Genomic DNA, 26,724 nt, shown 5'->3' on the forward strand with positions numbered 1-26,724 from the left:
TTGAATGAGCAATAATGCAAGAGGATAAACTATGACTAACTCACTAGCAACAGGGACAGGAACGCTTTATATCGTTGCAACTCCCATAGGAAATCGTGAGGACATTACCTTTAGAGCCATAGAGGTACTTAAGTCTGTTGATTTTATTTTAGCTGAAGATACCCGTCATTCCATACAATTACTTAGCTCTTTAGGAATAAAAAATAATCTGGAATCACTCCATGCGCATAATGAAAATGATAAAAGCAAACACATTATTGAACAACTTTTATCAGGAAAGTCCATAGCCTTAATCAGTGATGCGGGGACTCCATTAATTAGCGACCCCGGTTATCTATTAGTAAAATTAGCTCGTCAACATCAAGTTCCGGTTATTCCTATCCCAGGAGCGTGCGCCTTAGTCACTGCTCTTTGTGCGGCGGGCATTCCTACAGATTCTTTTTTGTTTCTAGGTTTTCTTCCCGCGAAACAGCAAGCAAGGAAGAGCAAATTAGAATCCTTAAGATCAGAGCCTCATACTTTAATTTTTTATGAGTCAACCCATCGCATATTAAACTGTATTGAAGATATAGGTACCATTTTTGGGATTGAGTGCGAGTTAGTTTTAGCCAAGGAACTTACGAAAACATTTGAGCGTTTTATTTCAGGAACTACCGAGGAGGTTAAGAATTGGCTTTTATCCGCTTCAGCCCACGTTAAAGGTGAGTTTGTCTTACTTATCCCTCCTCGTCCTATTACTCCACTGGAAAACGACAATGAAAAACTGCTGCAGGTATTACTAAGTGAATTACCTCTAAAACAAGCAGTAAGCCTTGCGTGTAAAATAACTGATGGCAATAAAAATGAGTTGTATGAACAAGCTTTGACAATAAAAAACAAAGAATAAGGAAGCGCTTTTTTGGCGTCGCTTCCTTTCAAACATCACTACATACAGTAACAGCTCTCTTCTGAATCATCGACGGTAAGCAAAGGAAGTTTGTCGTATTCTTGTTCCCATACCGAATTGGGTTTCTCTAAGGCATCTGGATCTTCTTTTTTACTGCAGTGTTGATTATACGCATGAGACAACTCGCACCCTAAGTATAAAACAGTGAAAGCCAGTCCTACAGGCCAACAAGTTGCCCAGGCGGTAATTAGAAAAATAGGCACAACCGTATTTTTTATCAATGTGAAATAAAAGTCCATACGTGCCGCTTCAAATTCTCTTTCTGCTAAAGCACGTTCAGTTCCTACCGCATGGTCCAGTCTCAAGCTCTTTTCCTGATATTTATTAAAAGCGCCACTGGATCGATACATAGCTACCGCGATAGTGCATATGAAGAAACAGACAACAGGTGCTGCAGGTCCAGACAAGGCCAATGATGCTGTAAAGCCAATCATCAATAATGCAGCAGCTGAAGCATTAAAATAAAAAGTGCGCTCCTTTATTTGCCATTTGATCTCTTCCTCTATAATTTGCTTTTTGAGAACATTAACTCGGGCTTGCTGCTGAATGGTTAATTGGGATTCGCTCTTTACTCCGCAAATAGTCCTAATTTCCGTTTCATATTGTGATGTTTTAAGTACATATTCTTGTCTTGCCAAATAACATTTATACAACGTCATACAGACATCAAAGCCTAAAAAGATACCTGTAATAATACCTGCTGTAGGATCGGGTATGTGGGTGATGTGGTTGAGATTGGTCATAAAGTTAACTACGGACCAAACCAAATCATTTGCATTACTTCCGTGCCGTTTAAAAATCTCATATTTAAAACGGGCCCAAATTTCTTCAGGAGTATTCTTACCTTCTCCCTTTGCGGGGAAAAAGGTATGTTTAATCAACGTTGCGGTATCGATTAAAAGGGTTCCTATAAACAAACCAACACTAAAATAACTTAGTATCCCATTCGCGGCGTTAAGTGTTCCAATGACTTGATCTACATTTGTGTTTGGACCCAATATTGAATAATCGAGGTTATCAAGCCAATGGAGCTCTTTTGCAAGTGAAAAACCAGATACTAGGGTAAGGCGGGTAAACACCCATTGCAAACGGCACAAATTAATAAATGCCAAATACTCACGCATTCTAGAGCTGTGAGCTGGAGCACTCAATAAATTATAAAGACTATTTTTAAAACCGTTTATTAATGATTCCAAAAATGTTTCTTCTTCTTCAGCAGAATCTTTAATTCCCAATAAATAATTTCTTATTTGTTCTTTAAATTTCTTATATTCTTCTTCTTTATTTTGTTGTGAATAGGCTTTATGGAATTGTTCTAACAGAGTAGCGCAATAGTAACAATATAACCAAAAAACTTTATTTTTTTCATCACTCTCATTTCTTTGCTTCTGCAATACTGCAAATAAATCCAGAAATTCAGCTTCAATGATTTTTTGATTTTCCAAAATAAATTTATAGTTTAGCTCAGCTGCGCGGTTTTGGGTTTCTTCAATGGCAGCTTCAATATTTATACTAAGAGGGGTTTTAAAGAATTTAGCTTTGTCATTGCGCCATCTCTTATGCAATTTTGGGTCTGCCATAATAATCCCCCTAACTTTACAAAAAATTTACAGAGTGTTTTTTTTAGTACATTATCATCTGCTTGAGATTTTGACAAGATTTTTTTGTTTGTTTTTTTAACATAATGTTTCAAAACAGTAAAGAAAGAATTTTCGATGCAAAGAAAAACTTAAAGGATTTATTTACCAATGCAAAAACTAGAAAAGATTCGCCCTAATAAATCATCGGAACTGAACTGACCTGTTATTTCGCACAGGCTTTGATGGGCAAGACGCAAATCTTCGGCCAATAACTCTCCAGCGCGATGATCGGTCAATTGTTGCTGTCCAATAGAAAGTAAATTCTTGGCCTCATCCAATGCCTGCAAATGTCGTCTTCTGGCAAGAAAGTGACCTTCATTAGGTTGGTAACCTACAACCTGTTTTATTACTTGTTTTAAGCCATCAATTCCTTCACCTGATTTTGCGGAAAGGTAAATATCATGATGGTTAATTTGAGCACTGTGGCCTAAGGTATCAATTTTATTGAATACCGTAATAATTGGCACTTCCGCAGGTAAGGCAGCCTTAATTTCCTTAGTTAGATATTGATGGTGTTCCAGGTCATTTACATCTACAACATGTAAAACACAATCTGCTTTTTTTAATTCTTGCCAGGCTCGTTTGATCCCTTCTTTCTCGACAATATCATTAGAATCTCGTAAGCCGGCGGTATCAATAATGTGTAAAGGGATGTCATCCAATAAAATATGCTCACGCATAATGTCACGTGTAGTGCCTGCAATTTCGGTCACTATGGCCACATCACGTCCCGCTAAACAATTAATTAAGGTGGATTTACCCGCATTGGGTCTTCCGGCAATCACCACAGATAACCCTTCTCGCAACATCACTCCCTGATTGGCCTGGGAACGTATGAGATCTAATTCAGTTAAGATATCGTGGAGCAAATTAGCGACCTTACCATCATTAAGAAAATCAATTTCTTCTTCTGGAAAATCTATTGCAGCCTCCACATACAAACGTAAGTAAATGAGCTTCTCATTTAATTTATTGATTTTATTTGAAAACTCCCCCTGTAGAGACTTTAATGCCATTCGCGCTGCAGTCTGTGAGCTGGCTTGAATTAAATCTGCGATTGCCTCTGCTTGGGTTAAATCAATTTTGTCATTTAAAAATGCACGTTCAGAAAACTCTCCGGGCCGAGCCAGTCGAGCTCCTAGATGGATACATGTTTTGGTCAGCATATCAAGAACTACAGGAGATCCGTGTGCTTGAATCTCAACCACATCCTCACCCGTAAATGAGTGAGGAGCTTTAAAATAAAGCATAATTCCTTGATCTATTAACTCATTAAGTTGTTGCGCTGCCTCATTCTCAGCAAATGAATAAAACGAACAAAAAGTTGCTTTGCGGGGTAGTAATGATTTGTTGCCATTAAGGGAAACGGCAATGGAGTATGAATTTGGACCGGATAAGCGGATGATTCCTACCCCACCTCGACCTGGTGGGGTAGCTACAGCTACGATAGTTTCTCTAGACATTTATTTAGCTGGGACCAGTTTTTTTGCTGGCTTTTCATCGGAATATTTACGTGTAATGTACCATTGTTGCAATATAGACAAGGTATTATTCACAATCCAATACAGAACCAAACCTGCTGGAAAATTCCAAAATAAACCAGTAAACAACACCGGCAAAAACATCATAATTTTTGCTTGCATAGGATCGGGTGGTGCTGGATTCAATTTTTGTTGAATCAGCATGGTAGCTCCCATGATTAACGGCAATACATGATAAGGATCAGGTGAAGCCAAATCTTTAATCCACAAGATAAATGGAGCTTGTCTAAGCTCAACACTTTCTAAAAGAACCCAATACAGTGCAATAAATACAGGAATTTGAATAACTATTGGCAAACAACCACCCAAAGGATTTACCTTTTCTTGTCGATACAATTCCATGGTTGCTTGGCTGATTTTCGCTTTATCATCACCATAACGTTCGCGTAAGGCTTGCAGTTTGGGTTGTAATTTACGCATACCTGCCATTGATTTATAGCTGGCAGCCGATAAACGGTAAAAAGCAAGTTTAATCAACACGGTTACCAAGACAATTGACCAACCCCAGTTGCCAATGAAATTATATATTGCTTTCATCACCGAAAATAATAACGAAGATAAAAACCATAAAATTCCATAATCAACGGTTAGGTCGAGTGATGGGGCAATCCCTTTTAACACGCTTGTGATTTCTGGTCCTATATACAATCTGGAGCCAATTGTGGCTTGCTCTTCGGGTTTAAGAGTAATCGGTTTGCTTACAGCGCCAATAGTGTAATCATTATTCACCGCGCGTGTATAAAACTTGTTCTCCGCATTAGACGCAGGAACCCACGCACTTAAAAAGTAATGTTGTTGCATAGCAACCCAACCACCTTTACTATCCACATCAAGATTTGCTTTGTTCATATCGCTAAAGCTTACTTTTTGATAGCGGTGTTTTCCTGGTTCTGAATAAGAAGCCCCAGTATATGAACCCACATGAAATACACTTGACTTATCTTCTTTAGGTGAGCTTCTTAACAGCTGGGTATTCAAGTATCCAGTCCATACCTCGTTGCCCCGATTAACAATTTTATAATTTACCTCAATAAGATAGCTGCCTTTAGTAAAAATAAATTCTTTTTTTACCTCGAGTCCTTCGCTATTTTTTCCATTAAGCGTCACCGTTAATTGCTGCTGATCAGGTGACATTTCGTAATGTTGTTGCGGTGATGTAAAGTTAAAATCTTGCGCTTGGACGTTTTGTCCTGAAGCTACAAAAAGATTGCTGTTTGCAACATAACGCTCATTGCCTTGATTTTGTAAGAGAAGAAATGGTTTATTTTTATCATCCACGCTTTGGGGATAATCAAGGAGTTGTCCTGAGACAACATCACCGTGTTCGGGATCAATAGCCACATCTAAAACATCAGTTTTAACCTGGATAAGCGGGGTATTACTACTTTTAGGTTGTTCCGCAATTGGATTGATAGGGTTAGATGTAGACGTATCGGATGGGGTGACTTGCGGTAGCAAAGGTTGCCCACTTTTTTGTTGCGTACTCACATTTTCTGTTGGTAGAGACTGAGGTGGATAGTCTATTTGCCAGGCATTCCAAAGTGATAAACTAACTAGCGCAAGCGCCATATATAAAACAATACGTCGTATATCCATCAATGATTCTCGTTGTTGGGGAGTACAGGATCATAGCCGCCACGTGACCAAGGGTGACAACGCAATACTCTTTTTAAAGCCATCCATAAACCTTTGGTTATGCCACAGTGTTGGATAGCGCTTTCAGCATATTGTGAACAACTTGGGTAGTATCGGCAACTAGGCTTTAACAAGGGGCTAATCAAATATTTATATAATTTGATTGGGAAACAAACTATTTTTCGTAACATGAGATTAATTTTTTCCATGTTTTGCTCATTCTAGCATTTATGATTGCATTTGTTTGTTTTGCTACGCCTTGTCTTGCTAAAAAAACCACATCGAATGCAGGCAATTCTTTTTGTCGAAAGCTTTCTCTTAACAGCCGTTTAACACGATTTCGATCATGAGCTTTTGCTATCACTTTCTTTGATAACGCCAGCCCAAGTCGAGCATAACCTAAATTATTCTCTCTAAAGAGAACGATAAATTCGGATGTTACAATTTTTTCTGCTTGCTCAAACACATGATTATAATCATATTTTGTTAATAATCGTTGTGTTTTTTTAAAAGCAAACACTTAGGCAGTCAAACGTTTACGGCCTTTAGCACGACGACGCTTAATTACTAATCTTCCTGCACGAGTAGCCATACGCTCACGAAAACCATGGTCACGTTTACGTTTTAAATTACTAGGTTGAAAGGTACGTTTCATGATGAACCTGTTAATAAAATTATGAGGCTGGCAATAATAGAGAACTTTTTTTCTACTGTCAATTTGGATAATTGATTATTTTTTGTATCTTTCCTTTTTTTCACTTTTGTCTGTTAATAACTACATTATTTTATTTTTTTAAAATATTTTATTGTTATTATGTTTCTATCTCTTGTTAGTAACTTTGTAATTGTCATTTAAAACAATAAGTTAAGTTGCAACAAACTCTGTTTGTAAGCTCTTTTTAAGCCTGTGATCTATTTGTATGTATTTTTAAATTCGGATTTATTCAATACTTTATTAGCATCTTATACCCGTCATTCGATCCCATCTATTCATAGCTAACTTGATTCAATCTGCTTTATATTTAATCTTATTTTTAACATCACCTTGGCAAATCTCATTAAAATTAAAAATGGTACATCCCTCACATAGTTCTTTGTAACCTTTGAATTTGAATTGCCTGCGCCCCTTTTTTCCTCTTACTTCTGAAATACGTGCACTTTTTTTGTGGATAACTTTTCTTTATCCCCAAGGCTGAGTATAATTTGCTTGCAGCGGCATCTTAGTAAACCGAAGAAATTCTATTTCTCGATTTTATACGTAATAATTTCATACTTAATTATCTTGCTGTCCAGGTACTTTCAGTGGCATATTTAAATGCTGTGGATAATTAGTTTTATATTCTTTTTACCACCCTTATTTAATGAGGAGTTATGTTGTGTCAGCATCTGTTTGGCAAAAATGTTTAGGTCTCTTGCAAGATGAGTATTCTGCTCAACAATTTAATACCTGGTTGCGTCCTTTACAGGCTCACACAGATGAGCAACGTTTCGTTTTATTTGCACCTAATCGATTTGTTGTAGATTGGGTAAAAAAGCATTTTTTTGCACGAATTGAAGAGCTAATAAAACAATTTTGTGGTGATGAGATTAAATCGATTTCTATTGAAATTGGCACCAAAACTTCGAGTACTGAGTCAGATTCAGGATCCTCTAGTTCTGTTGGATCTTTTTCATCCGATGCCAATGTATCTACTTCAGTCAGTTCCCCCTCACTTAAGACGGTACCTAAGAAAGCTGTCGATTATAAGAGTAGTCATTTAAACAAAAAATTTGTCTTTGAAAGTTTTGTTGAGGGTAATTCCAACCAACTTGCTCGTGCAGCATCAATGCAGGTCGCTGAACGACCCGGCGATGCCTATAATCCACTATTTATTTATGGCGGTGTGGGTTTAGGGAAAACCCATCTGATGCATGCTATTGGTAATGCCATATTAAAAAATAATCCGGATGCAAAAATCCTTTATTTACATTCTGAACGTTTTGTTGCGGATATGGTTAAGGCTATCCAGACCAATTCTATCAATGAATTTAAACGTTTTTATCGCTCTCTTAATGCTTTACTTATTGATGATATACAGTTTTTTGCCGGTAAAGATCGATCTCAAGAAGAATTTTTTCATACCTTCAATGCGTTATTGGAAGGACAACAACAAATTATTTTAACCAGTGACCGATATCCTAAAGAAATTGAAGGAATGGAAGAACGTTTGAAGTCACGTTTTGGCTGGGGGTTAACGGTTGCGGTTGAGCCACCTGAGCTCGAAACACGTGTTGCTATTTTAATTAGCAAAGCGGAACAGTCGAACATCGAATTACCCTATGAAGTTGCTTTTTTTATTGCAAAGCGTATTCGTTCCAATGTTAGGGAGCTCGAGGGAGCATTACGTAGAGTTATTGCCAATGCTCACTTTACTGGGAAGCCTATTACTATTGAGTTTGTTCATGAAGCGTTGCGTGATCTTTTGGCTCTACAGGATAAGCTCGTTACCATCGAAAATATCCAAAAAACGGTCGCTGAGTATTATAAGGTCAAAGTGGCTGATATTTTATCAAAACGCCGCAGTCGTTCCATTGCTCGCCCTAGACAAATGGCGATGGCTTTAAGTAAAGAATTAACCAATCATAGCCTGCCTGAAATTGGCGATCATTTTGGTGGCCGTGATCATACAACAGTTATCCATGCGTGCAGGAAAGTTAAGGAATTGGTTCAGGATGACAGTGATTTTGCAGAAGATTATAAAAATTTAATGCGTATTTTGTCTTCTTAGTCAATTAGGAAAACTGCTCAAACATCACGGTGTTTTGCGAAAATCTAGTAGAACGCTTGATTAAAAAATTCATCCAGGTCTTTTAAAATACCTGGTTCCGCTTCTCCTGAGAATCTTTATTCAGATTTTTATTAGGAGCGATGAAGCAATTATTTTATTATTATTAAGTGTTAAATGGAGTTCTATCTTGTTTGAATTCGCTATTAAAAAAGAGGATTTACTTTCTCCGTTACTTACCGTTGCTGGCGCTGTTGATAAAAAGCAGTCTTTAGCTATTTTATCGAATTTTTATCTTAAATTATCCGAAGATACGTTACATATAACTGCTACGGATCTTGAAATTGAAATTGCTGCCCAAGTACCTTGTGAATCGGGTCAACAGGTAGGGACTATCACGGTACCTGCGAAAAAATTTATCGACATCATTCGCTCTTTAGATGATGAGCCCAGCCCTAAGGTAATTGTTGATAATGCTCTTTTAACCATCAAACAAGGTCGGAGTTCATTTAAATTAACTACGTTACCGGCTGATGGTTATCCTTTAAGCGAAGATGAATGTAACGAGGTTGAATTAACTATTCCCCGTTTGGTTTTATTAAAGTTATTGCAATCCACGCATTTTGCTATGGCCCAACAAGATGTTCGTGTCTTTCTTAATGGCTTATTTCTTGATTTTGAACCGAATCTAATTTCTGCTGTTGCTACAGATGGGCATCGGATGGCGATTTGTCGTCATCAATGTTCTAATACCAATGAAAAGAAACTTTTATTACCTAAAAAGGGAATCCAGGAGTTGCTCCGTCTTCTCAATAGTATTGACGATGATGAGATATTACTGGCTGCCGGAAAATCACATTTTAAATTAGTATCACGTCAATTTATATTCTTATCTAAACTGATTGAAGCGCGTTTCCCTCCGTATACAAAAGCGATTCCTAAAAATCAGGATAAGCAGATTATTATCGACTGTTCTATTTTTAAACGTTCTTTGTCACGTATTGTTATTTTGGCTCATGAAAAATCAAAAGCAGTTATGCTTCATTTGCAACCTGGCATGTTAACTTTAATTGCTAATAATAATGAACAAGAGGAAGCGGTTGAATCTTTAATCGCGGAAACACAGGGTGATGAATTAAAAATTGGTTTGAATGCTACTTATTTGCTCGATGTGCTCTCACATTTTGGGGATGGACAAATCCGTCTGTCTTTATCAAATACTGACAGCAGCATTTTAATTGAGTCATTAGATGATGATGATTACCAATATATTATAATGCCCATGAAAATATGATCCTTTCTGAATTAAAAATTCACCATTTACGAAATCTTTTATCAATAAATCTGGGCTTAAGTCCCAGATTTAATTTTATATATGGGCCAAATGGAAGTGGAAAATCTTCTATCCTGGAAGGACTTTACCTCCTAAGCTGTGGCCATTCATTTCGCTCACGGGAAATCTCACCCATTATTTCATATGAACAATCCTCTTTAACTGTTTTCGCTCGAGGACAAGAGCAACAAACTATTAGTATTCAAAAATCCTATTCTGAACCCACTCAAATTAAGTTAAATAACCAATTTTGCTCTACTACCAGCCAATTGGCCTACGCTTTACCTTGTCAGATTTTTTATTCTGATCTTTTTCAAATTATCGATGCTGGTCCTTCAATACGACGAAGTTTGTTGGATTGGGGTTTGTTTCACGTGAAACATAACTATCTATCTTTATGGAAAGAATACAAAAGAGTATTAAAGCAACGCAATGCCCTGTTGAAACAACATGCCCCTGTAGCGCATTTTATCCCCTGGGATAAACAACTTAGTCAAATAGCCACACAATTACATGCTCTACGTGAGGAGTATTTTACGCAATGGAAACAGGAGTTTGTCACGGTGCTAAATAGGCTATGTCAATTTGACTGCACGATAAGCTACTATAAAGGTTGGGACAAGAAAAACTCTGGCAAAGAATTGGAACAAATATTATTAGAGAGTTTTGCTGCTGATAAGCTAAAGACCTACACCCAATTTGGTGCACATCAAGCGGATATATTTATTGAAGTTAATCAAAATAAGGCTAAGCAAGTTTTATCTCGCGGACAACAAAAAATTATTCTTATTGCTTTACGATTAGCGCAAGCCAATCTTTTGCACCAAAATTGCTTGTATTTAATTGATGACCTCCCCGCTGAATTGGATGAAACCCATCAAAAGAAACTTATGGAATATCTAGCTCAACGCGCGGGTCAATATGTAATAACTTCTACTATATTTCCAGCAGAACTTATTTCTGAAGTTTCGGATCAAGAACATTTAACCTATCAAATCAATGAAGGCGTATTAAAAAATCCAAAATAAATGTTTCACGTGAAACAAAGCAAAAGTCTTAATGCATTAGTGAAATAATCTAATCAAAAATCGAATTTTATCGATTATTGCCTACTAATTCACCTCATCTAGATTATATGTAAAGTTCCTGAATGACATATAAACGAAGCGTAAAATATGCTATGATAAGGGATTCAGAACACCACCAAATAGGGTAAGAGGACCACCTAATGAGCGTTGATGCCAGTTACGATTCAAATAATATTAAAGTCCTAAAGGGTTTAGATGCAGTTCGAAAACGCCCCGGGATGTATATCGGTGACACGGATGATGGTACCGGTCTGCACCACATGGTTTTTGAAGTTGTTGATAATTCAATAGATGAAGCACTGGCAGGATACTGCAAGGAAATCTTCGTTACGATTCATTCGGATGAATCAATTAGTGTCAAAGATGATGGGCGAGGAATCCCCGTTGACATTCATAAAGAAGAAGGCCGCTCTGCTGCGGAAGTCATCATGACTGTACTTCACGCCGGAGGGAAGTTTGATGATAACTCCTATAAAGTATCAGGGGGGTTGCATGGTGTTGGGGTTTCAGTAGTTAATGCCTTATCGGAAGAGTTGCATTTGACAGTGCGTCGTCATGGTAAAATTCATGAACAACATTACCGCCATGGGGTTCCAGAAGCGGCAATGGCAGAAACAGGTGATGCAACCAGTACCGGAACGCAAATTTGGTTTAAACCAAGCGCAGAAACGTTCTCCAATATTGAATTCCACTATGATATTTTAGCCAAACGATTAAGAGAATTATCCTATTTAAACTCCGGTGTGTGCATTCATTTGTTTGATGAACGATCTCAACGACAAGATACCTTCCATTATGAAGGGGGAATAAAGGCATTCGTAGAGCATCTAAATAAAAATAAAAATGTCATTATACCCACCGTGTTTTCCATGTGCGCTGAAAAAGATAATATTGTCGTTGAACTCTCTATGCAGTGGAATGACTCATATCAAGAAACTCTTTATTGTTTTACAAACAATATTCCCCAGCGTGATGGTGGAACTCATATGGCTGGATTCAGGGCTGCATTAACAAGAACCCTAAACAATTATATTGAAACTGAGGGATATGCCAAAAAAGCTAAGGTTTCCCCAACAGGAGATGATGCTCGTGAAGGATTAACTGCAGTACTTTCGGTTAAAGTACCTGATCCTAAATTTTCTTCACAAACAAAAGATAAATTAGTCTCTTCCGAAGTAAAATCTGTGGTTGAGTCCAGTGTCGCTGAGAAGTTCAATGATTTTCTCTTGGAAAATCCCGCATGTGCAAAAGCAATTGTCGCAAAAATAATAGATGCGGCGCGAGCAAGAGAGGCCGCGCGACGTGCTCGGGAAATGACACGCCGTAAAGGTGCGTTGGATATTGCCGGATTGCCTGGAAAACTCGCGGATTGCCAAGAAAAAGATCCAGCATTATCCGAGCTTTATCTAGTAGAGGGAGACTCTGCAGGGGGTTCTGCAAAACAAGGACGAGATAGAAAGTTCCAAGCGATTTTACCGCTCAAAGGTAAAATCTTGAATGTTGAAAAAGCCCGCTTTGATAAAATGCTAGCATCACAAGAGGTTGCTACGCTTATCACTGCCTTAGGGTGTGGTATTGGACCCGATGAATATGATCCCGACAAAGTTCGTTACCATCGTATTATTATCATGACCGACGCCGATGTTGACGGTTCACACATCAGAACCTTATTACTTACCTTTTTCTATAGGCAAACACCGGAATTACTTGAGCGTGGTTACATCTACATTGCTCAACCACCGCTTTATAAAGTTAAGCGTGGAAAACAAGAACAATATGTTAAAGATGATGAAGCTTTGTATGAATATTTAACACAAAGCGCTTTAGATGGAGCAGCATTCTATCCAGGAAAAGACGCTCCGGCAATTGCAGCTATGGCATTGGAAGATTTGGTGCAACAATATCGCCGGACTGAAAAAATTATCAAGCGCTATAAAAGAAGATATCCTACCGATATCTTGAAACGAGTAGCGTATTTGCCCATGCTGCATAGCGAAGATTTCACTCAACAAGAAAAAATAGCCAACTGGTGCAAACAATTGCATTTAAGTTTGCAACAACTTGGAAGTAAAACAGAGCAGTACCAAGTTGAGGTACACCCTATAGCGGATACGAGCCAATTTATACCTCGCATTATTGTTACTCAGCATGGAATGGATAATTATATTCCGATGAATGTCGAGTTTTTCTACTCTAAAGACTATAAAGAATTAGTTAATTTAGGCTCTAAATTGGCAAGTTTGGTAGAGGAAGGAGCGTATGTTAAACGAGGTGAGAAAGAACTGCTCGTAGAAAACTTTGAACACGCCTTAAATTGGCTTATGGAAGAAGCCAAAAAGGGTCAGGCTATTCAACGTTATAAAGGTCTTGGAGAGATGAACCCCAGTCAACTTTGGGAGACTACTATGGATCCTTCCGTACGTAGGATGCTGCAAGTCAGTATTGAAGATGCCGTGGCTGCAGATGCTATTTTCACGACATTAATGGGAGACAATGTTGAGCCAAGACGCGAGTTTATAGAAAATAATGCTTTAGAAGCTGAAAATATAGACGTATAAAATGTCAATGTGCTTATTCTATAGACTGAATGATTACCATTCCCCGGATTAAGGTACAAGCCTTAACCCGGGAAATGAAAACTCAGAGCCGGCTTCGTTCTATCCAAAGGCACCTAAAGTAACGCCAGTAAATCATCATTAGACCGCATCGCCACTAGTATTAACAGCCTACGAAAAACATTCTGGACAAATGATATCTCCTATGACAGGATAACTGCGCATTAATCGCCCGATGTGTAGAGGATACATTGCAAGCGCTCCCAAGTGTATCCTGCCATTAAGTCAATTATTCCCAGTGTTCCTAATGCAAAGTAAGAACATTGCTAGGCTCGCAAGCAATGAAGGATTTAATTATGTTGATATAAGGAGATATTATGAAATTGAAGTTAAACGGTTTGCCGTTTAAATTATTAGTTACATCCACTGTACTCGGTGTATTGAGCCTTCCAGCCTATGCGTTACCCAACGCGACAGGGGTAGTCCATAATCCTATTCATTATAAACCTAATACCCCTCATTTTGTACCCAGTGGATTAACACCGAGTCAGGTACGTGTTGCTTATGGATTTAATTCTGTGAGCTCACAAGGTAAGGGGCAAATTATTGCAATTGTAGATGCTTATGACGATCCAAAAATTGAAGCAGATTTAGGAGTTTTTTCAAAACATTTTGGTTTACCTGCCTGTACAACAGCAAATGGGTGTTTTAAGAAGATCTATGCAGAGGGTAAAAAACCAAAAACAGATGCTGGATGGGCTGGAGAAATTGCTTTAGATGTGGAGTGGGCACATGCTGTGGCACCTGCAGCTAAAATCATTTTAGTGGAGGCAACAGATGATACCATCGGTAATTTATTTAAAGCCGTGCAAGTTGCGGTTAAAAATGGAGCAACTGTGGTATCGATGAGTTGGGGCGGAGATGAATTTCGCGAAGAAACTACCTATGATCCCATATTTAATAATCCCAAGGTGACCTTTGTCGCTTCTTCAGGAGATAGTGGAAAAGGAACCCTTTATCCCGCATCCTCACCTTATGTTCTGGCAGTTGGCGGAACTACATTACTTGTGGATAACTACGGAAACTATCAAGGAGAAGAGGCATGGTCAGGAAGTGGTGGAGGAGTGAGTATTGTAGAACCCTGGCCTGCACATCAAAAAAAATTGCCAATTCCAAAATCCCCTAATAAACGTGGGGTTCCTGATGTAGCTTATAATGCGGATCCAGAAACAGGCTTTTCGGTGTATAACTCGGTTCCAAGTAGCGATGGGGTAGGTTGGGCCGTTGTCGGTGGCACAAGTGCTGGCGCCCCTCAATGGGCAGGTATCGTAGCGATTACTAACTCATTCTATTCTAAAGTATACGGCACCCATTTTATTAGCGTGCTTTATGCTGCAGCAAATCCTGGTAAATATCATTATAACTTTAATGATATTACCACTGGAAGTAATGGAAAATGTGGTTATTATTGTACCGCCCAAAAAGGGTATGACTATGTGACAGGATTAGGAACTCCAGAGTTGGAAAACCTAATTCATGACTTGGTAAATTATAAATAACAAAAACATTTTCTAATTATGTGGAAGCTGGTTCTTCTGACGTTAATTAGCATCACTTGGGTGAGTTTACGGACTAAGGAGAAAAGGTCTCAGGACACAATATAAGTTATGAAGAGATAGAAAATGTGAGCTGACGGTATGATAAAAACAGTCTCTCTTCGAATCATTAATAGATAGAAGAGAGACTTTTTTTCTTACGGAGAAATAAGATATATTAAGCATTAGAGTGTGCTGCGTCCTTGCAGCTGAGTACATCCCATGTACTGGTCCCTGTAGTTTGACTTCCTGTCAGACAATTCCGTGTCGTCCTTTATAGTTACAGTATAGTCTTTTGGTTGTTGTTGTCATTGCGTGGATAGAGCAACAGAACGTAAGAGATATCTCAAAGAGGAGCACGTGTTCTCTTGGGTTCCTGTTGGGTAATGCAATGTATTCCCCCACCACCGGCAAATACATCCAGTGCATCAATTTGGGTAATATGATAACCGGGATACAATCGTGTAAATAATTGATAAGCTGCCTTATCTTGTGACTCATGACCAAAAGCTGGCATGACAATCCCTTTGTTCGCTAAATAAAAATTGATATAGGATAAAGTTAATCGCTCGCCATCCAGATAAGTTGCTGGGGGTTGCTCTACAGTATAAACTTCTAACTTTCGGCCCTTTGCATCAGTTGTGGATTTAAGAATTTCAAGATTTTCGTGTAAAGCAGCATAGTTTGGATCTTCTTTGTCATTAGTAATAAGGCATAAAACTTTTCCCGGAGCAATGAAACAGGCAATTTCATCAACATGTCCATCGGTTTCATCACCTAATAACCCTTTGTTTAACCAAACAATTTTTTGATAACCCAGAAAATCATACAGGTAATTTTCAATCTCTTTTTGGTTAAGCTGGGGATTGCGATTTTCATTCAGCAGGCATTCACGAGTGGTTAAAATCGTTCCTTCGCCATCGACATGGAATGAACCACCTTCCATAACCAGGGGTGCTGAAAAGGATAAAGCATGCGTTTGTTTTAGGATTGCAGCGGCAATTTGATTATCCAGAGCGCAATCTTCATAGTTACCCCCCCAAGCATTGTGTATCCAATTAACCCCCGCTAATTGTTGTTTTTCGTTTAACAAAAAAGTAGGTCCGGTATCCCTTGTCCATGAATCATTGATGGGAAGGGTAAATAATGTGATTCCATCCCCACATAAGCTTTGGGCTGACTCTTCATCTCCAGGGTTAACTAACATAGTCACTGGTTCATATTGAGCAATAGCTTGAGCAACACGAGCATAAGCGGTTCGTGCTTTTTGTAGACCTATCTTAGACCAAGTTTCAAGATGACAAGGCCAGGCCATCCAGCAGCGTTCATGTGGATGCCACTCAGCGGGCATAAAAAATCCACTTTGTTTTGGTGTCATCTTATCTTCTCCGAATGTTTTCATCTAAATAAGTTAATTGAGAAAAAATGCTTCTTAATTCATTTAAATATAATAGCGTTGTTTCTTTAGGTAATTCGGCTTGGATTAACTGTTTCTCATAGGATTGGACCAATTTTTTCGTATCAAAATGAGCCAGATTTAAAACATTGGTTACAGTATCCCCACTAACCAAATCATTTAACTCAAACTGTCCATCATCAAAAAGTTTGACATCCAGTGAGTTAGTATCACCGAATAGATTATGTAAATTACCTAATATTTCCTGGTAAGCTCCCACTAAGAAAAATCCTAGAGAGTAGGGATTGTTACTGTCATAAGGAGGCAACATTAGTGTTGAGTTCACACAAGAGCTGCCAAGATATTCTTTAATAGTGCCATCTGAATCACAGGTTAAATCTTGTAACACACTATGCATGACTGGTGTTTTAGTAAGTTGTGAAATAGGAGCAATTGGAAAAATTTGTCCTATAGCCCAGGCATCTGGAATCGATTGGAAAAACGAAATATTGCAAAAAACCTTAACGGCCATGTCTTCATTGATTTTCGCCAATAAAGCTTCTTCAGTTGGATTTTCCACATTGAGGCGTGTTTTAAGTTCCAAGCATATATTGGTATAAAATGCCTCTACTTTAGCCTTTTCCTGTAAGCTGATAACCCCATGCTTAAACAAAGAATGGGCTTCATTCAATGAGTGCTCGGCATAGTTATAGATTTCAATAGGTGAGCTCGCGGTTATGGAATGATAGGTATCATAAATATCCCGAATCACATGAGAATCATCATTGGTAATTTCGGGTAGCGAGGGAGACTTATTAATTATTTCTATATCACTAATATCAGAAATTAAAACGGCGTGATGGGCTGTTAATGCTCTTCCAGATTCTGAAATAATATTAGGTTCAGGAACATTTGCTTCCTGACATAAATATTGAAGGGCGAGGAGAATATGAGTGGCATATTCCCGCAAGCTGTAGTTCATGGAGCAACCCTGATTTGAATGCGTTCCTTCATAATCCACGCTAAGTCCACCACCCACATCAATAGTATCTATTGGAGCATCCAGCTGTCGTAACTCGACATAGTAGCGGGACACTTCTTGCATGCAGTGACGAATATCATGAATATTGGCAATCTGTGAACCTAAATGACAATGCATCAGTTGCAAACAATCGAGCATGTCGTTGGCTTTTAATTGATTCACTAATTCGAGTACTTGTTTTGCGGTAAGGCCAAATTTGGATTTGACACCGCCCGTGTGTTCCCATTTTCCTGCACTTTTAGTAATTAAGCGGATGCGAACGCCAAGAGAAGGTTTTATTTTCAAGCGGGCGGATTCTTTTAAAATAATATCCAACTCAGAAATCTTTTCAATAACAATAAAAACCTTATGACCCATTTGTTGGGCTATTAACGCGGTACGAATATAATAACTGTCTTTATAACCGTTACAGACTATAGTACTGTTTTGCTGATTGCCCAGCATGCCAATAACCGCCATGAGCTCAGGTTTTGAGCCTGCTTCCAGTCCTATTGAATGATTCGGTGCCTTCAATAATTCGCGAACAACACTTTGCTCTTGGTTTACTTTAATGGGATAAACCAGTTTATAGTGACCCGTATATTCATTTTCTTCTATGGCTTGCGAAAAGGCTTCATAAATACGGTGCACTCGGTCATGTAAGATATCAGAGCAACGAATTAGAAGCGGTAAATGCAATCCTGTTCTACTCGCCGCATTAACAATAGCTTGTAATTCGACACCAGGCTTTCCGGGTGCCTTACTCATTTCAATATTCCCTTTGGCATTAATACTGAAGTATCCCTCACCCCAGTTATTGATGTTATATAAATTTTCTTCAGATGGTGCACTGATGTTCATAATATAGATATTCCAAAGGGATTAACGTGATTTTACCAGCTCATGGTAGGTGGAAGGTTCTCGTTGTTGTGCAAAAGGAAATAGCCTTCCCCACAATGCACGTTGACTAAAGTCTAATTCTGCAACGAGTACTGCTGGTTTGTCGCGAGGGGCTTGCGCCAAGATTTCACCCATAGGGGTGCTAATAAAACTGCTACCATAAAATTCCAATCCATCTTCACAACCAATTCTATTGGCCGCAATGATAAATGTATTACTCATGATCCCTTGCGCAACCATAACTTTTTGCCACATGGGTTGCGTATCAACCTCAGGAGCCGTAGGCTCACCACCTATAGCGGTTGGGTAAACTAAGATTTCGGTGCCTTTTAAACCATAAATCCGAGACAACTCGGGAAACCATTGATCATAACAGGTGGGTAATCCCCAGCTATGCCCTGCGATCTGATGAACAGGGTAATTGGAATCCCCGGGTTTAAAATAGAAGTTTTCATGGTATTTTTCACCGCTGGGGATATGTTGCTTCCGGGTTATTGCACAAAGCTCTCCCTTATTATTGTATGCCACAGCAGTGTTATAACCTGCTTTTTCAAAGAGAGAAGCGGTTATGTAAAGATTATAAGTCTTTGCCATTTTACTGACGAATTGGGCGGTAGGACCTGTATGGATATCTTCCATGAAAGGGGCAGGATCTACATCTGAGCGCGTACAAAAATAAGGACTTAGAGTAAGTTCTTGCAAACAAACGACAACAGCTCCTTGTTGTGCTGCATCATGGATCCCAGATGCCAGTTTGTCTTGATGTTCTTTAGGGTTTTCGTGCCATTTTTCTTGTACTAATGCGACAGTCAGTTTTTCTTGCGTCATTAACTTACCTCTCTTGAAATTAAGGATCAAAAAAAAGCGCCCTTACTTTGTAAGGGCAGATGTAATTAAAGCCAGTTAGGAGAACTATCTTGTGTGCTTTCATATTCTTCCTCTTCATCAAAGAGTTCTTTTTCATCAGCATCACTACTGGATTCAAGTTCTTCCTTAGTTTGTTTTTTTCTATTCTGCGGCGGAGTTAGTGAGTTTCTAAATAAACTATTTGGATGTCCGCCTTGAGATTCATTTTTCTTTTGCTCTATGCTTTCTTTTGTTTTTATAGAATCAGCAATCTGTTTGAATGGATTGGTTTCATCATATACTTCAGTGTGCAACAATTCTAAGTGGCGTTTAATGGATACTTGCGCCTCAGCTTCAAGAGAGCCTAATTTACTTCCAATAGTTGCTGCATGGTCTTTCAATAAAGTGCGACACATATTAATAAACATCTTGCAAGTCTCTTTATTGAAATCGCGACTGGTAAAAAATTTCTCTGGATTGTCTCCTAATAACAATCGTTCAATATTTCGACGCAGCATGAATGCAGTTTGAATTTTTTCGACCAGAATATGCTTGGGAAAGGCAGTGCTTATGTTATGAGCGATATGACTGCGTTCGTTTTCAGGGGTGCATAAAGCCAATCGTTCTGCAATTGCTAATTCATTACCTTCAAGTACGTGCTCGGCGAGGGAGCTAAAACGATGAAAGGAAGCGGGATAAAATTCTTGTCTTGAAAATAACGACTGAGGTGCCTTATTTCGTGGATCAAGTAAGGAAGTGATACGCTGCCTGACTTGATATGCTTCTGAAATTACCGAGTGAAATGATTCTTCGCTTTTAGTTAGGTCACTCAATGATTTTATATGATGCCCATATTGTTTGAATTCTGACTCAGGACACTCAGCAATGATCTTCGTAGCAAGAGCAATTTGTTCCTTAGTGCTTAATGCGTTGAGTTCCTTAGCATTTGTTGCCAATGCGTCACCATTGCTGAGGTGCTCATAGGGATTTTTTAGCGTAGTTAAATCTATACGAGTAAATGCCATTTAATCCTCCTTAATGAAGATGAGAAAGTGTAATGAACAATATACAAAGGAGTTACTCCAGCAAAATAAAAGTTATCTCCTTTGTTCTCTTCCGGCCTAAGTCACCGAAATTCCTTTTTAATCGAATTCAGAGTTAAATTTGCAAACTATAGTAACGGATTAAAATCGAACTGTCATGAAATTAATCTAAAGTTTTGTCAAAAAATGTCGAATAACTGATCAGATGCATGTTTTGCCTTTAAAAAATACAATAACAACAAGGAGTGGGCAATGTCTAAAACTCATTTACTACAAGACCCCTTTTTAAATGAATTACGCAAAGAAAAGGTGCCTGTATCTATTTTTTTGGTCAACGGAATTAAACTACACGGGATTGTGGACTCTTTTGATCAATATGTCGTCATGTTGAAGAATTCAATCACCCAAATGGTTTACAAACACGCAATTTCTACAGTCGTTCCTTCACGTGCAATAAAAATGCCGGCTGAGGATGAAAATTCTGGAAATGAAGGGCCGGAGGAAGGCTAGGGAATTGAATAGGCCATAGTTAAGAATATTCCCCAGGGCCTACGTTCCGCGACCTGTTCGCGGAAACCAAGGAATGTAGGCTTCGTAGCTGGATCCCGCGAACAAGTCGCGGGACGTATGTAGGGAGAATATATTCTTAACTTAGTCCCATTAGAGTATACCAATCTTCATTACCATTATTTGTATCTATATTGTTATTCCCACGAAGGCGGTAATCCATTTCGAGAAAAGACACAGTGCTCTTTTAAGAATAGATTCCCGCCTTCGCGGGAATGACAACGGTTTTACCCCGTAAGCCTCGGGGGTCGATTCGCTGAACTAAGCCTTCTGTATTTCTCTCTCATTGGGCTTGTTTATCTACGCTCCTAAGAGAGAGAAATACACTTTTGAAGTGTACCTACGTGCCTTACATAAATTTTCTTCAGGGCACACTTAATGAAGTGTTAATAAAATATATTCTATAATATGTTATAAATCGATCATATTTGATTACTTTTGATCAGGGAATCCATCTATGTCCATGTCTAAAACTGAGCCTAAATATTATTATCTCGAAGATACAGTTGCGAAAATATTCATTGCCCGCGGCGAGGCGAGTTTTCTGAAAAGAAACAATAGAGAAGATAATCAAGAAATAAAGAGAGATTTATATCAGCGAGCGCCAGTATTTCGCGTACCACAAATTAGGGAAACAATGGAGGCTTGTTACTTACCCACCTGTGAGCTTCATTTATTGGAACAAGTGCTACCTGAGAATCTTGACGAATATAAAGGAAGCTATGTCTATTGTAACAACAATGAAGATAAAAAATTGTATTACATTGACTCAGATGGAAAGTCTAAAGAAGTACCAATTACAGATTTTATAAAATTTGATGATAGGCTCAAAGAGATTAATCAACAGGAAACGAACTTATTACATCTTAGTACAGAGCAAGTTATTGAGTTGATAACATCAAACGGAGGGTTTACTCACGATAAGGATCCGATTAGGAATCGTTATTTTCAAGGTGATATATTTGCAGGAAATTTAAAATTCCTATTGGGAAACATGCCCTTCTATGATTTGAATGATCCCGAAGCGGATGAAAATTCTCCTAAGGTTGTGGACGAAGGTGGTGGTTATCTTGATGCAAAAGGTAGTCCTTCAGGTGTATCAATCTTTGCTCAAATAGGTAAACCTGAAAATTGGATGATTATAGTAACAAAAGATACCCATTTACCCCCAGAGCAGCGTAAAGCATACGTCTTGTCTTCAGTAGATTTAAGAATATTTTTAACAAAGGAATTAAAAACAATTGAAGAGAGTAACCTACCCAAGATGGATGCTTTGCAGCAAGCAGCGGATTCCCCGGCTATAAGTGCGATATTAGGTAACATCTTGGATGAAAATGGAAAGATTAAGGAGCATGCTAATATCCTCTTCAACTTATTTACAGGTGTATTTTATAAAGACCAAAAGTTTGATGATGATCCACAATGGATGGATTTAGTTGAAAAAAGAGCTGCAGATATAATAAAGAATCAGATTTTAATTGCTTTACATGAAATGGGCATGCAATTGAGCCTGAAGCAAGTAAAAGCATGTATCGACGATAGTGATTTATCAAAACTATTAAATTTTATTCTAGAAAATGATAAATCATCGGATAAGATTCAACATATCCAACTTGCACTTAATCTAGAATCATTAAACCAAATAGAGCGATATTCTGACTTTGAACAAGACTCAGGAGAATTTATTGCTTTTTTTAATAATTTAGCAAGTCAAACTGAAAATCATAATTTGTTAAGCTCAATTTTACAAAAACAAAAACTAGATTACTTACGGTCTCTGTATAAATGCAAAAATGCAGATAAATTGATGAAATCTATTCTGCAGGACGACGAGCCTTTCTTAAGACTACAAAAAATACATGAAATTGTTGACGCGGCAAAGAAAGAGGGAGCTAAGAATAAAAATGTTTATTTATTAACTGTTCAGTTTTTACTAGCACATCCAGAACTTGAAGATAAGATTAAGAAATTGGTTGATTTTTTAAATAACGCTCCAGGGATTGAACATATTCAACTAGATAAATGGATTCAATTTTTATCTCAAAATTTGGATGATGCTAAGCTATTAGATTCTGTGACACGTACTCTAACGAAACTCGATGCGTTAAGAATAACAGATTCTAAATCATATGAATTGGTTCTAAACGCAGAATTCCGACAGATAGTTTTGGATTTAGAACCTAAAGAAAGTAAAGAGCCTAAAGACGGTAAAGTTGTTGTTCAAGATGTTAAAGAAGCTAAAAAAGTTAAAGATACAGAAGACATTCAACGCATTCAATTAGCAACAAATCTGGCTGAATTAGGGCATTTGTCAGCTTTTTCTCAATTGTCTCCTAACATTCACTGGGTAAGCTCATTTAATCAACTGGTAAAAAACAAGGCTTCAAGTGATATTTTAAGCAAAAGACTAAAAAGCGAAGATGTTGCTAAAGCATGTAAGCCTCTATTAGAAAACTCCTTATTGAATGGATTAGTTACTGAACAAATTGGACTTAATGAAACGCAGATATATACAATTCTAGAGCCAAAAAAAGCGCTCACCAAGAAACTGCAGACAATTGCTAAAGAAACTAATGAAGAATTGGCAAAGAAACTGCAGACGATTACCAAAGAACCTGGAGATCAGAAGGCCAAAGAAAAGAAAGTTAAAGAAGTTAAAGAGGAAGTAGCTAAGAGAAAAAAAGCTCTCGATCAATTGGCTCTAGATCTTGATAAAATAGGTGTTCTCGGGTGGTTTGATAAGCTTAAAAAGGAGGACAATAAATTTTTGGAATTGTTTCATAATTTTGTTAACGTTTCTAATAGTGAGTCATTGTTACAGATGCTTTTCCAGGATCCTCTGGGGTTAGATAAATTAAGGTTAATAGCTCTTAGTAACACAGCTACTCCTTTTTTTACTAAATTTGTAGCTCTACAGCAGACTGACAATGTAAACTTTAAAAATATCAATGCTAATCTACGATGGCTTGTTGGTGAAAATTTACCGCCCACAACTATGTTGGTGGCAATGGAGCTTTTATTTAAACAACCCAAGATTACGCATGACGAATTCAAAGACGTTGTTTTTGGATTTTTGAAAGATACATATATACCCAATTTTACCTCGTTGAATACCCAAGCACTTTCAGATTTCCTATCTAAACATTATAAAAAAGGTGATGAAGTACGTTTAGAAGTAAGAAATAGCTTTCATAAGCTTGCCGAAAATAATATAAGAAGTGAAGAGCACTATCTTAAGGTTTTAAAGTCTCCTGATTTTAGAAGGAATGTGCTAAGCCTGCCGCAAATAAGTGAGGGGAAGCAGCCCTGCGGCCTTTTTGAAATGCACACTGTTCCCAGCCTGGACCAATTAAGAACTGGTAGCTCACGTTATATCCTTACCGGAAAAGGACTATTCTATTTTAACGCCGAAGCACCAGAAAGCAAGAGCCTTCTGACTATATCGGAAGATCCGGCAACAATAGCTTCATTAAGGAAACAATTTACTAAACTACCTATTGTTAACTTAACCAAGGAAGGGTTTAGACAACTTTCAGAAATTGTTCCTATTAAAGAATATAATGCCCAACGCATTAAACTGATGAGTTCTCTTTATGAGATGGGGCATTTAGAAAAATATAATAGGCTTGCCGCTAATAATGAGTTAGTCTCTTATTTTAATAAATTCCATGTGTTCCTACATCTAAAGTATGCAATGCAAGACAAATTAGATAAACCTTTCACTTCAGACATTATATCTTTATTAGAAAACAAGCGATTAAGAGCATTGATGGATGCAAATATTGAACCTAATACTTTTGCTTCTACTGCTCAGATTCAGCAATTATTAAACTCTAAGCACCCAAAGTCGATGGCTATGGATATATTATTGGCACTTAATTTAAAAAATAAGATTGCCTATAAATTGGCATTTATCGATTCGCCTAAGGCAAAAAACTTCAGGGTAATATTATCTGACTTGAATGACTCTGAAGAAATGGAAACTGCTACAAAATCCAAAATAATTGAAACTCTTTGTTCGATTGAGTTTGGTGATAGATATGGTCGTGGCGGCAAAGATGTTTTTAGTTTGTATTTACGTGACGAGCAAGGTACACAATTTAAAGAAATAGTACGTAACTTACTTCCTGTAAGTGATCAGGAAGAACCTTGTGATTTCTTTAAGAGGGATATCGCTCCTGGGGCCGATGAGTTAGCCACATACCAACGGTCACGTTTTATTCTTACTGACAACGCGCTTTTATATTTTAACAAGGCTGACCAAAGGCTTCTGACATTATCGCAAGATCCGTCAACAATAGCCTCCTTAAAAGCACGTTTTTTTAATCTACCTATTGAAGCATTAACAGATGAACGGTTTAAACAACTCACACAGAGTGTGTCTATTCATAAAATCAACGCACAGCTAACAACGCTTGCTTTCAATCTCTGCGAGTTTGGGCACTTAGACAAATATAATCAATTTACTGACCTGCAGCAGATTTCTAACTTTAATAAATTCTATGATATTCCAGATCTAAAAAAAGTGCTGGAAGAAAAATTAAATATCAGTGTAGAAGAGGCTAAAAAATTATTAGAGAACAAATACTTACTTTCTCTGCTTGATTTAGGTGTTGAACCTACGAAAGAATTGGTTGAGCAGTTACTAAATCCAGAGGAGGCAACCCCCCAATTCCAAGCTACATCATCAAAAAACCAATTTTTAGATATACTTTGGCAACTTGATATAAAAAATAAAAAGGCCTATACATGGGCGATGGACGATTCCTCTGATGATGCAAAAAATTTTAAAAAGGTAGTAATTAAAATTAGTAAAGAGAGCCAACCAGAAGCAACGAAAACTAAATTGATTGAAACTCTTTGTGCGCTTCAAACTACAGGTAAAGATGTTTTTAGCATGTATTTAAATGAGCAGGAACAAGGCAAAAAATTTAGAAGCTCCCTGTTTAAAATTGAGGCAACGTGCGCGAAGATAGCCGATCGATGGAACGAAGAGAGGTCAGAAGCTACTCAGGCAAAAGCTAAATCATTTGCAGCGGCAGGGCAAGAATATCGAGAGGGTTTATATGGGGCAGTCTTCGATAATTTGAGTAAATTGTCTACCGGATGTGAGCTTTATATTGGGTCTGAATTACCCGAAAAAGCTGATCAACTCGCCAAAAACAGTTATATATTTATTAACACGAATGATACTAAGAAACTATATTACATTAAGCCTGATGGAAAATATGAGCAAGTAAAAATTGATAATTTCGGTACATTTGAACAAGAAATAAGCGTCCTTAAAAAAGACAATAAGGATGCGTCCCAAATACACCTGGATGCTGAGCACATTGAGAAGCTTGTAACAGCAAATGGAGGTCACATACCGTTTAAAGAAGAGTTCGGGACGAACATTGCGAAGGCCTCTCAGAATATGCTGTCTGTTGTTGATGTACGTAGGCGAAATTGGCTAATGGCAATTGTGGAAACTTTGGCTGACGCTCTAAATGTTATTTCTTTTACAGGATTTAAGCGTGTTACGGATTACGTTGTTACTAACTCAAAAAAAACAACCTTTTTCTCGCAAACCACATCGGGTCACGAAGTTCGTAATTTAAACGAGTCTCTTAAGGATCCTCAAAAGATCATGAAAGAGTATAAGAGCCAGTTAAAAGGTGGAAATGAAGAAGCGGAACACTCGGATGGTTTTGATGTGAAAGTATAATTACGTTTTCTCTATTCTATGTTGGAAAGAATAGCCCAATGCCACTGGAATCTAGATTCCAGTGGCATTGGGCTAATTAAGGAAGATTTTAACTTAAGATAGAGGCAAATTTAGAAAATAGTGTGAAATATGGATGTTGATCAATT

Annotated in this window: 18 protein-coding genes; 8 read left to right on the forward strand and 10 right to left on the reverse strand. The window is 37.9% G+C overall.

The annotated features are described in order from the left end of the window. Window positions 1–31: 31 nt before the first annotated feature. On the forward strand, window positions 32–886 hold the full coding sequence (gene rsmI / locus ACWTE2_RS07380; RefSeq protein WP_454784831.1) for a 16S rRNA (cytidine(1402)-2'-O)-methyltransferase: 855 nt from the start codon (window positions 32–34) through the stop codon (window positions 884–886). 38 nt (window positions 887–924) lie between these two features. Here the strand turns inward: rsmI and ACWTE2_RS07385 are convergent, their stop codons facing one another. From ACWTE2_RS07385 to rpmH, 6 genes are all read right to left on the reverse strand, one after another. After that, window positions 925–2,526 (reverse strand): hypothetical protein, encoded by a 1,602-nt coding sequence (locus ACWTE2_RS07385; protein ID WP_454784832.1) that lies wholly within the window; start codon window positions 2,524–2,526, stop codon window positions 925–927. A 158-nt stretch (window positions 2,527–2,684) separates the two neighbouring features. After that, window positions 2,685–4,049: a tRNA uridine-5-carboxymethylaminomethyl(34) synthesis GTPase MnmE gene (gene mnmE, locus ACWTE2_RS07390; protein WP_454784833.1), complete on the reverse strand. Its 1,365-nt coding sequence runs from the start codon at window positions 4,047–4,049 to the stop codon at window positions 2,685–2,687. Beyond that, window positions 4,050–5,723 (reverse strand): membrane protein insertase YidC, encoded by a 1,674-nt coding sequence (gene yidC / locus ACWTE2_RS07395; RefSeq protein ID WP_454784834.1) that lies wholly within the window; start codon window positions 5,721–5,723, stop codon window positions 4,050–4,052. Next, a complete protein-coding gene (gene yidD / locus ACWTE2_RS07400) occupies window positions 5,723–5,971 on the reverse strand; it encodes a membrane protein insertion efficiency factor YidD (protein WP_182392122.1) in 249 nt (82 codons plus the stop codon). Before yidD ends, yidC begins: the two co-directional genes overlap by 1 nt. Then, the gene (gene rnpA, locus ACWTE2_RS07405; RefSeq protein ID WP_454784835.1) at window positions 5,938–6,282 is read right to left on the reverse strand and encodes a ribonuclease P protein component; all 345 of its coding nucleotides are present in this window, start codon (window positions 6,280–6,282) and stop codon (window positions 5,938–5,940) included. The genes yidD and rnpA overlap by 34 nt, the downstream gene beginning before the upstream one ends. After that, window positions 6,283–6,417, reverse strand: a complete 135-nt coding sequence (rpmH, locus tag ACWTE2_RS07410; protein WP_019232681.1) for a 50S ribosomal protein L34 — start codon at window positions 6,415–6,417, stop codon at window positions 6,283–6,285. 721 nt (window positions 6,418–7,138) lie between these two features. Between rpmH and dnaA the strand changes: the two genes are divergently transcribed. The 5 genes from dnaA (at window position 7,139) to ACWTE2_RS07435 (ending at window position 15,062) form a co-directional block, all read left to right on the forward strand. Further along, a complete protein-coding gene (dnaA, locus tag ACWTE2_RS07415; RefSeq protein WP_182392124.1) occupies window positions 7,139–8,530 on the forward strand; it encodes a chromosomal replication initiator protein DnaA in 1,392 nt (463 codons plus the stop codon). Window positions 8,531–8,717: 187 nt separating this feature from the next. Beyond that, window positions 8,718–9,821 carry a DNA polymerase III subunit beta gene (gene dnaN, locus ACWTE2_RS07420; RefSeq protein ID WP_454784836.1) on the forward strand — a complete coding sequence of 368 codons (1,104 nt, stop codon included), beginning with the start codon at window positions 8,718–8,720 and terminating at the stop codon, window positions 9,819–9,821. Further along, complete coding sequence (gene recF / locus ACWTE2_RS07425) at window positions 9,818–10,888, forward strand: DNA replication/repair protein RecF (RefSeq protein WP_454784837.1); 1,071 nt, start codon at window positions 9,818–9,820, stop codon at window positions 10,886–10,888. The genes dnaN and recF overlap by 4 nt, the downstream gene beginning before the upstream one ends. A gap of 200 nt (window positions 10,889–11,088) precedes the next feature. Further along, window positions 11,089–13,506, forward strand: coding sequence for a DNA topoisomerase (ATP-hydrolyzing) subunit B (gyrB, locus tag ACWTE2_RS07430; protein WP_182392127.1), 2,418 nt, complete (start codon window positions 11,089–11,091; stop codon window positions 13,504–13,506). A 374-nt stretch (window positions 13,507–13,880) separates the two neighbouring features. After that, complete coding sequence (locus ACWTE2_RS07435; protein ID WP_454784838.1) at window positions 13,881–15,062, forward strand: S53 family peptidase; 1,182 nt, start codon at window positions 13,881–13,883, stop codon at window positions 15,060–15,062. 382 nt (window positions 15,063–15,444) lie between these two features. On the opposite strand, the gene ACWTE2_RS07440 is transcribed toward ACWTE2_RS07435, so the two are convergent. The 4 genes from ACWTE2_RS07440 to ACWTE2_RS07455 all read right to left on the reverse strand — a co-directional run bounded on the left by ACWTE2_RS07440 (window position 15,445) and on the right by ACWTE2_RS07455 (window position 20,286). Beyond that, a complete protein-coding gene (locus tag ACWTE2_RS07440; protein WP_454784839.1) occupies window positions 15,445–16,476 on the reverse strand; it encodes an agmatine deiminase family protein in 1,032 nt (343 codons plus the stop codon). A 1-nt stretch (window position 16,477) separates the two neighbouring features. Further along, entirely contained in the window at window positions 16,478–18,376 is a 1,899-nt protein-coding gene (speA, locus tag ACWTE2_RS07445; RefSeq protein WP_454784840.1) for a biosynthetic arginine decarboxylase, read from the reverse strand. A gap of 21 nt (window positions 18,377–18,397) precedes the next feature. Next, window positions 18,398–19,243 carry a carbon-nitrogen hydrolase gene (locus ACWTE2_RS07450; RefSeq protein ID WP_182392131.1) on the reverse strand — a complete coding sequence of 282 codons (846 nt, stop codon included), beginning with the start codon at window positions 19,241–19,243 and terminating at the stop codon, window positions 18,398–18,400. A gap of 65 nt (window positions 19,244–19,308) precedes the next feature. Further along, window positions 19,309–20,286: a lpg0008 family Dot/Icm T4SS effector gene (locus ACWTE2_RS07455; RefSeq protein WP_454784841.1), complete on the reverse strand. Its 978-nt coding sequence runs from the start codon at window positions 20,284–20,286 to the stop codon at window positions 19,309–19,311. Window positions 20,287–20,556: 270 nt separating this feature from the next. Here ACWTE2_RS07455 and hfq point away from each other — a divergent pair, with 270 nt between their 5' ends. Continuing rightward, a complete protein-coding gene (gene hfq / locus ACWTE2_RS07460) occupies window positions 20,557–20,814 on the forward strand; it encodes an RNA chaperone Hfq (protein ID WP_454781520.1) in 258 nt (85 codons plus the stop codon). A 514-nt stretch (window positions 20,815–21,328) separates the two neighbouring features. Further along, on the forward strand, window positions 21,329–26,578 hold the full coding sequence (locus ACWTE2_RS07465) for a hypothetical protein (protein ID WP_454784842.1): 5,250 nt from the start codon (window positions 21,329–21,331) through the stop codon (window positions 26,576–26,578). The last annotated feature ends 146 nt before the right edge of the window (window positions 26,579–26,724 follow it).

The sequence above is a fragment of the Legionella nigrisilvae genome (genome assembly GCF_977063395.2).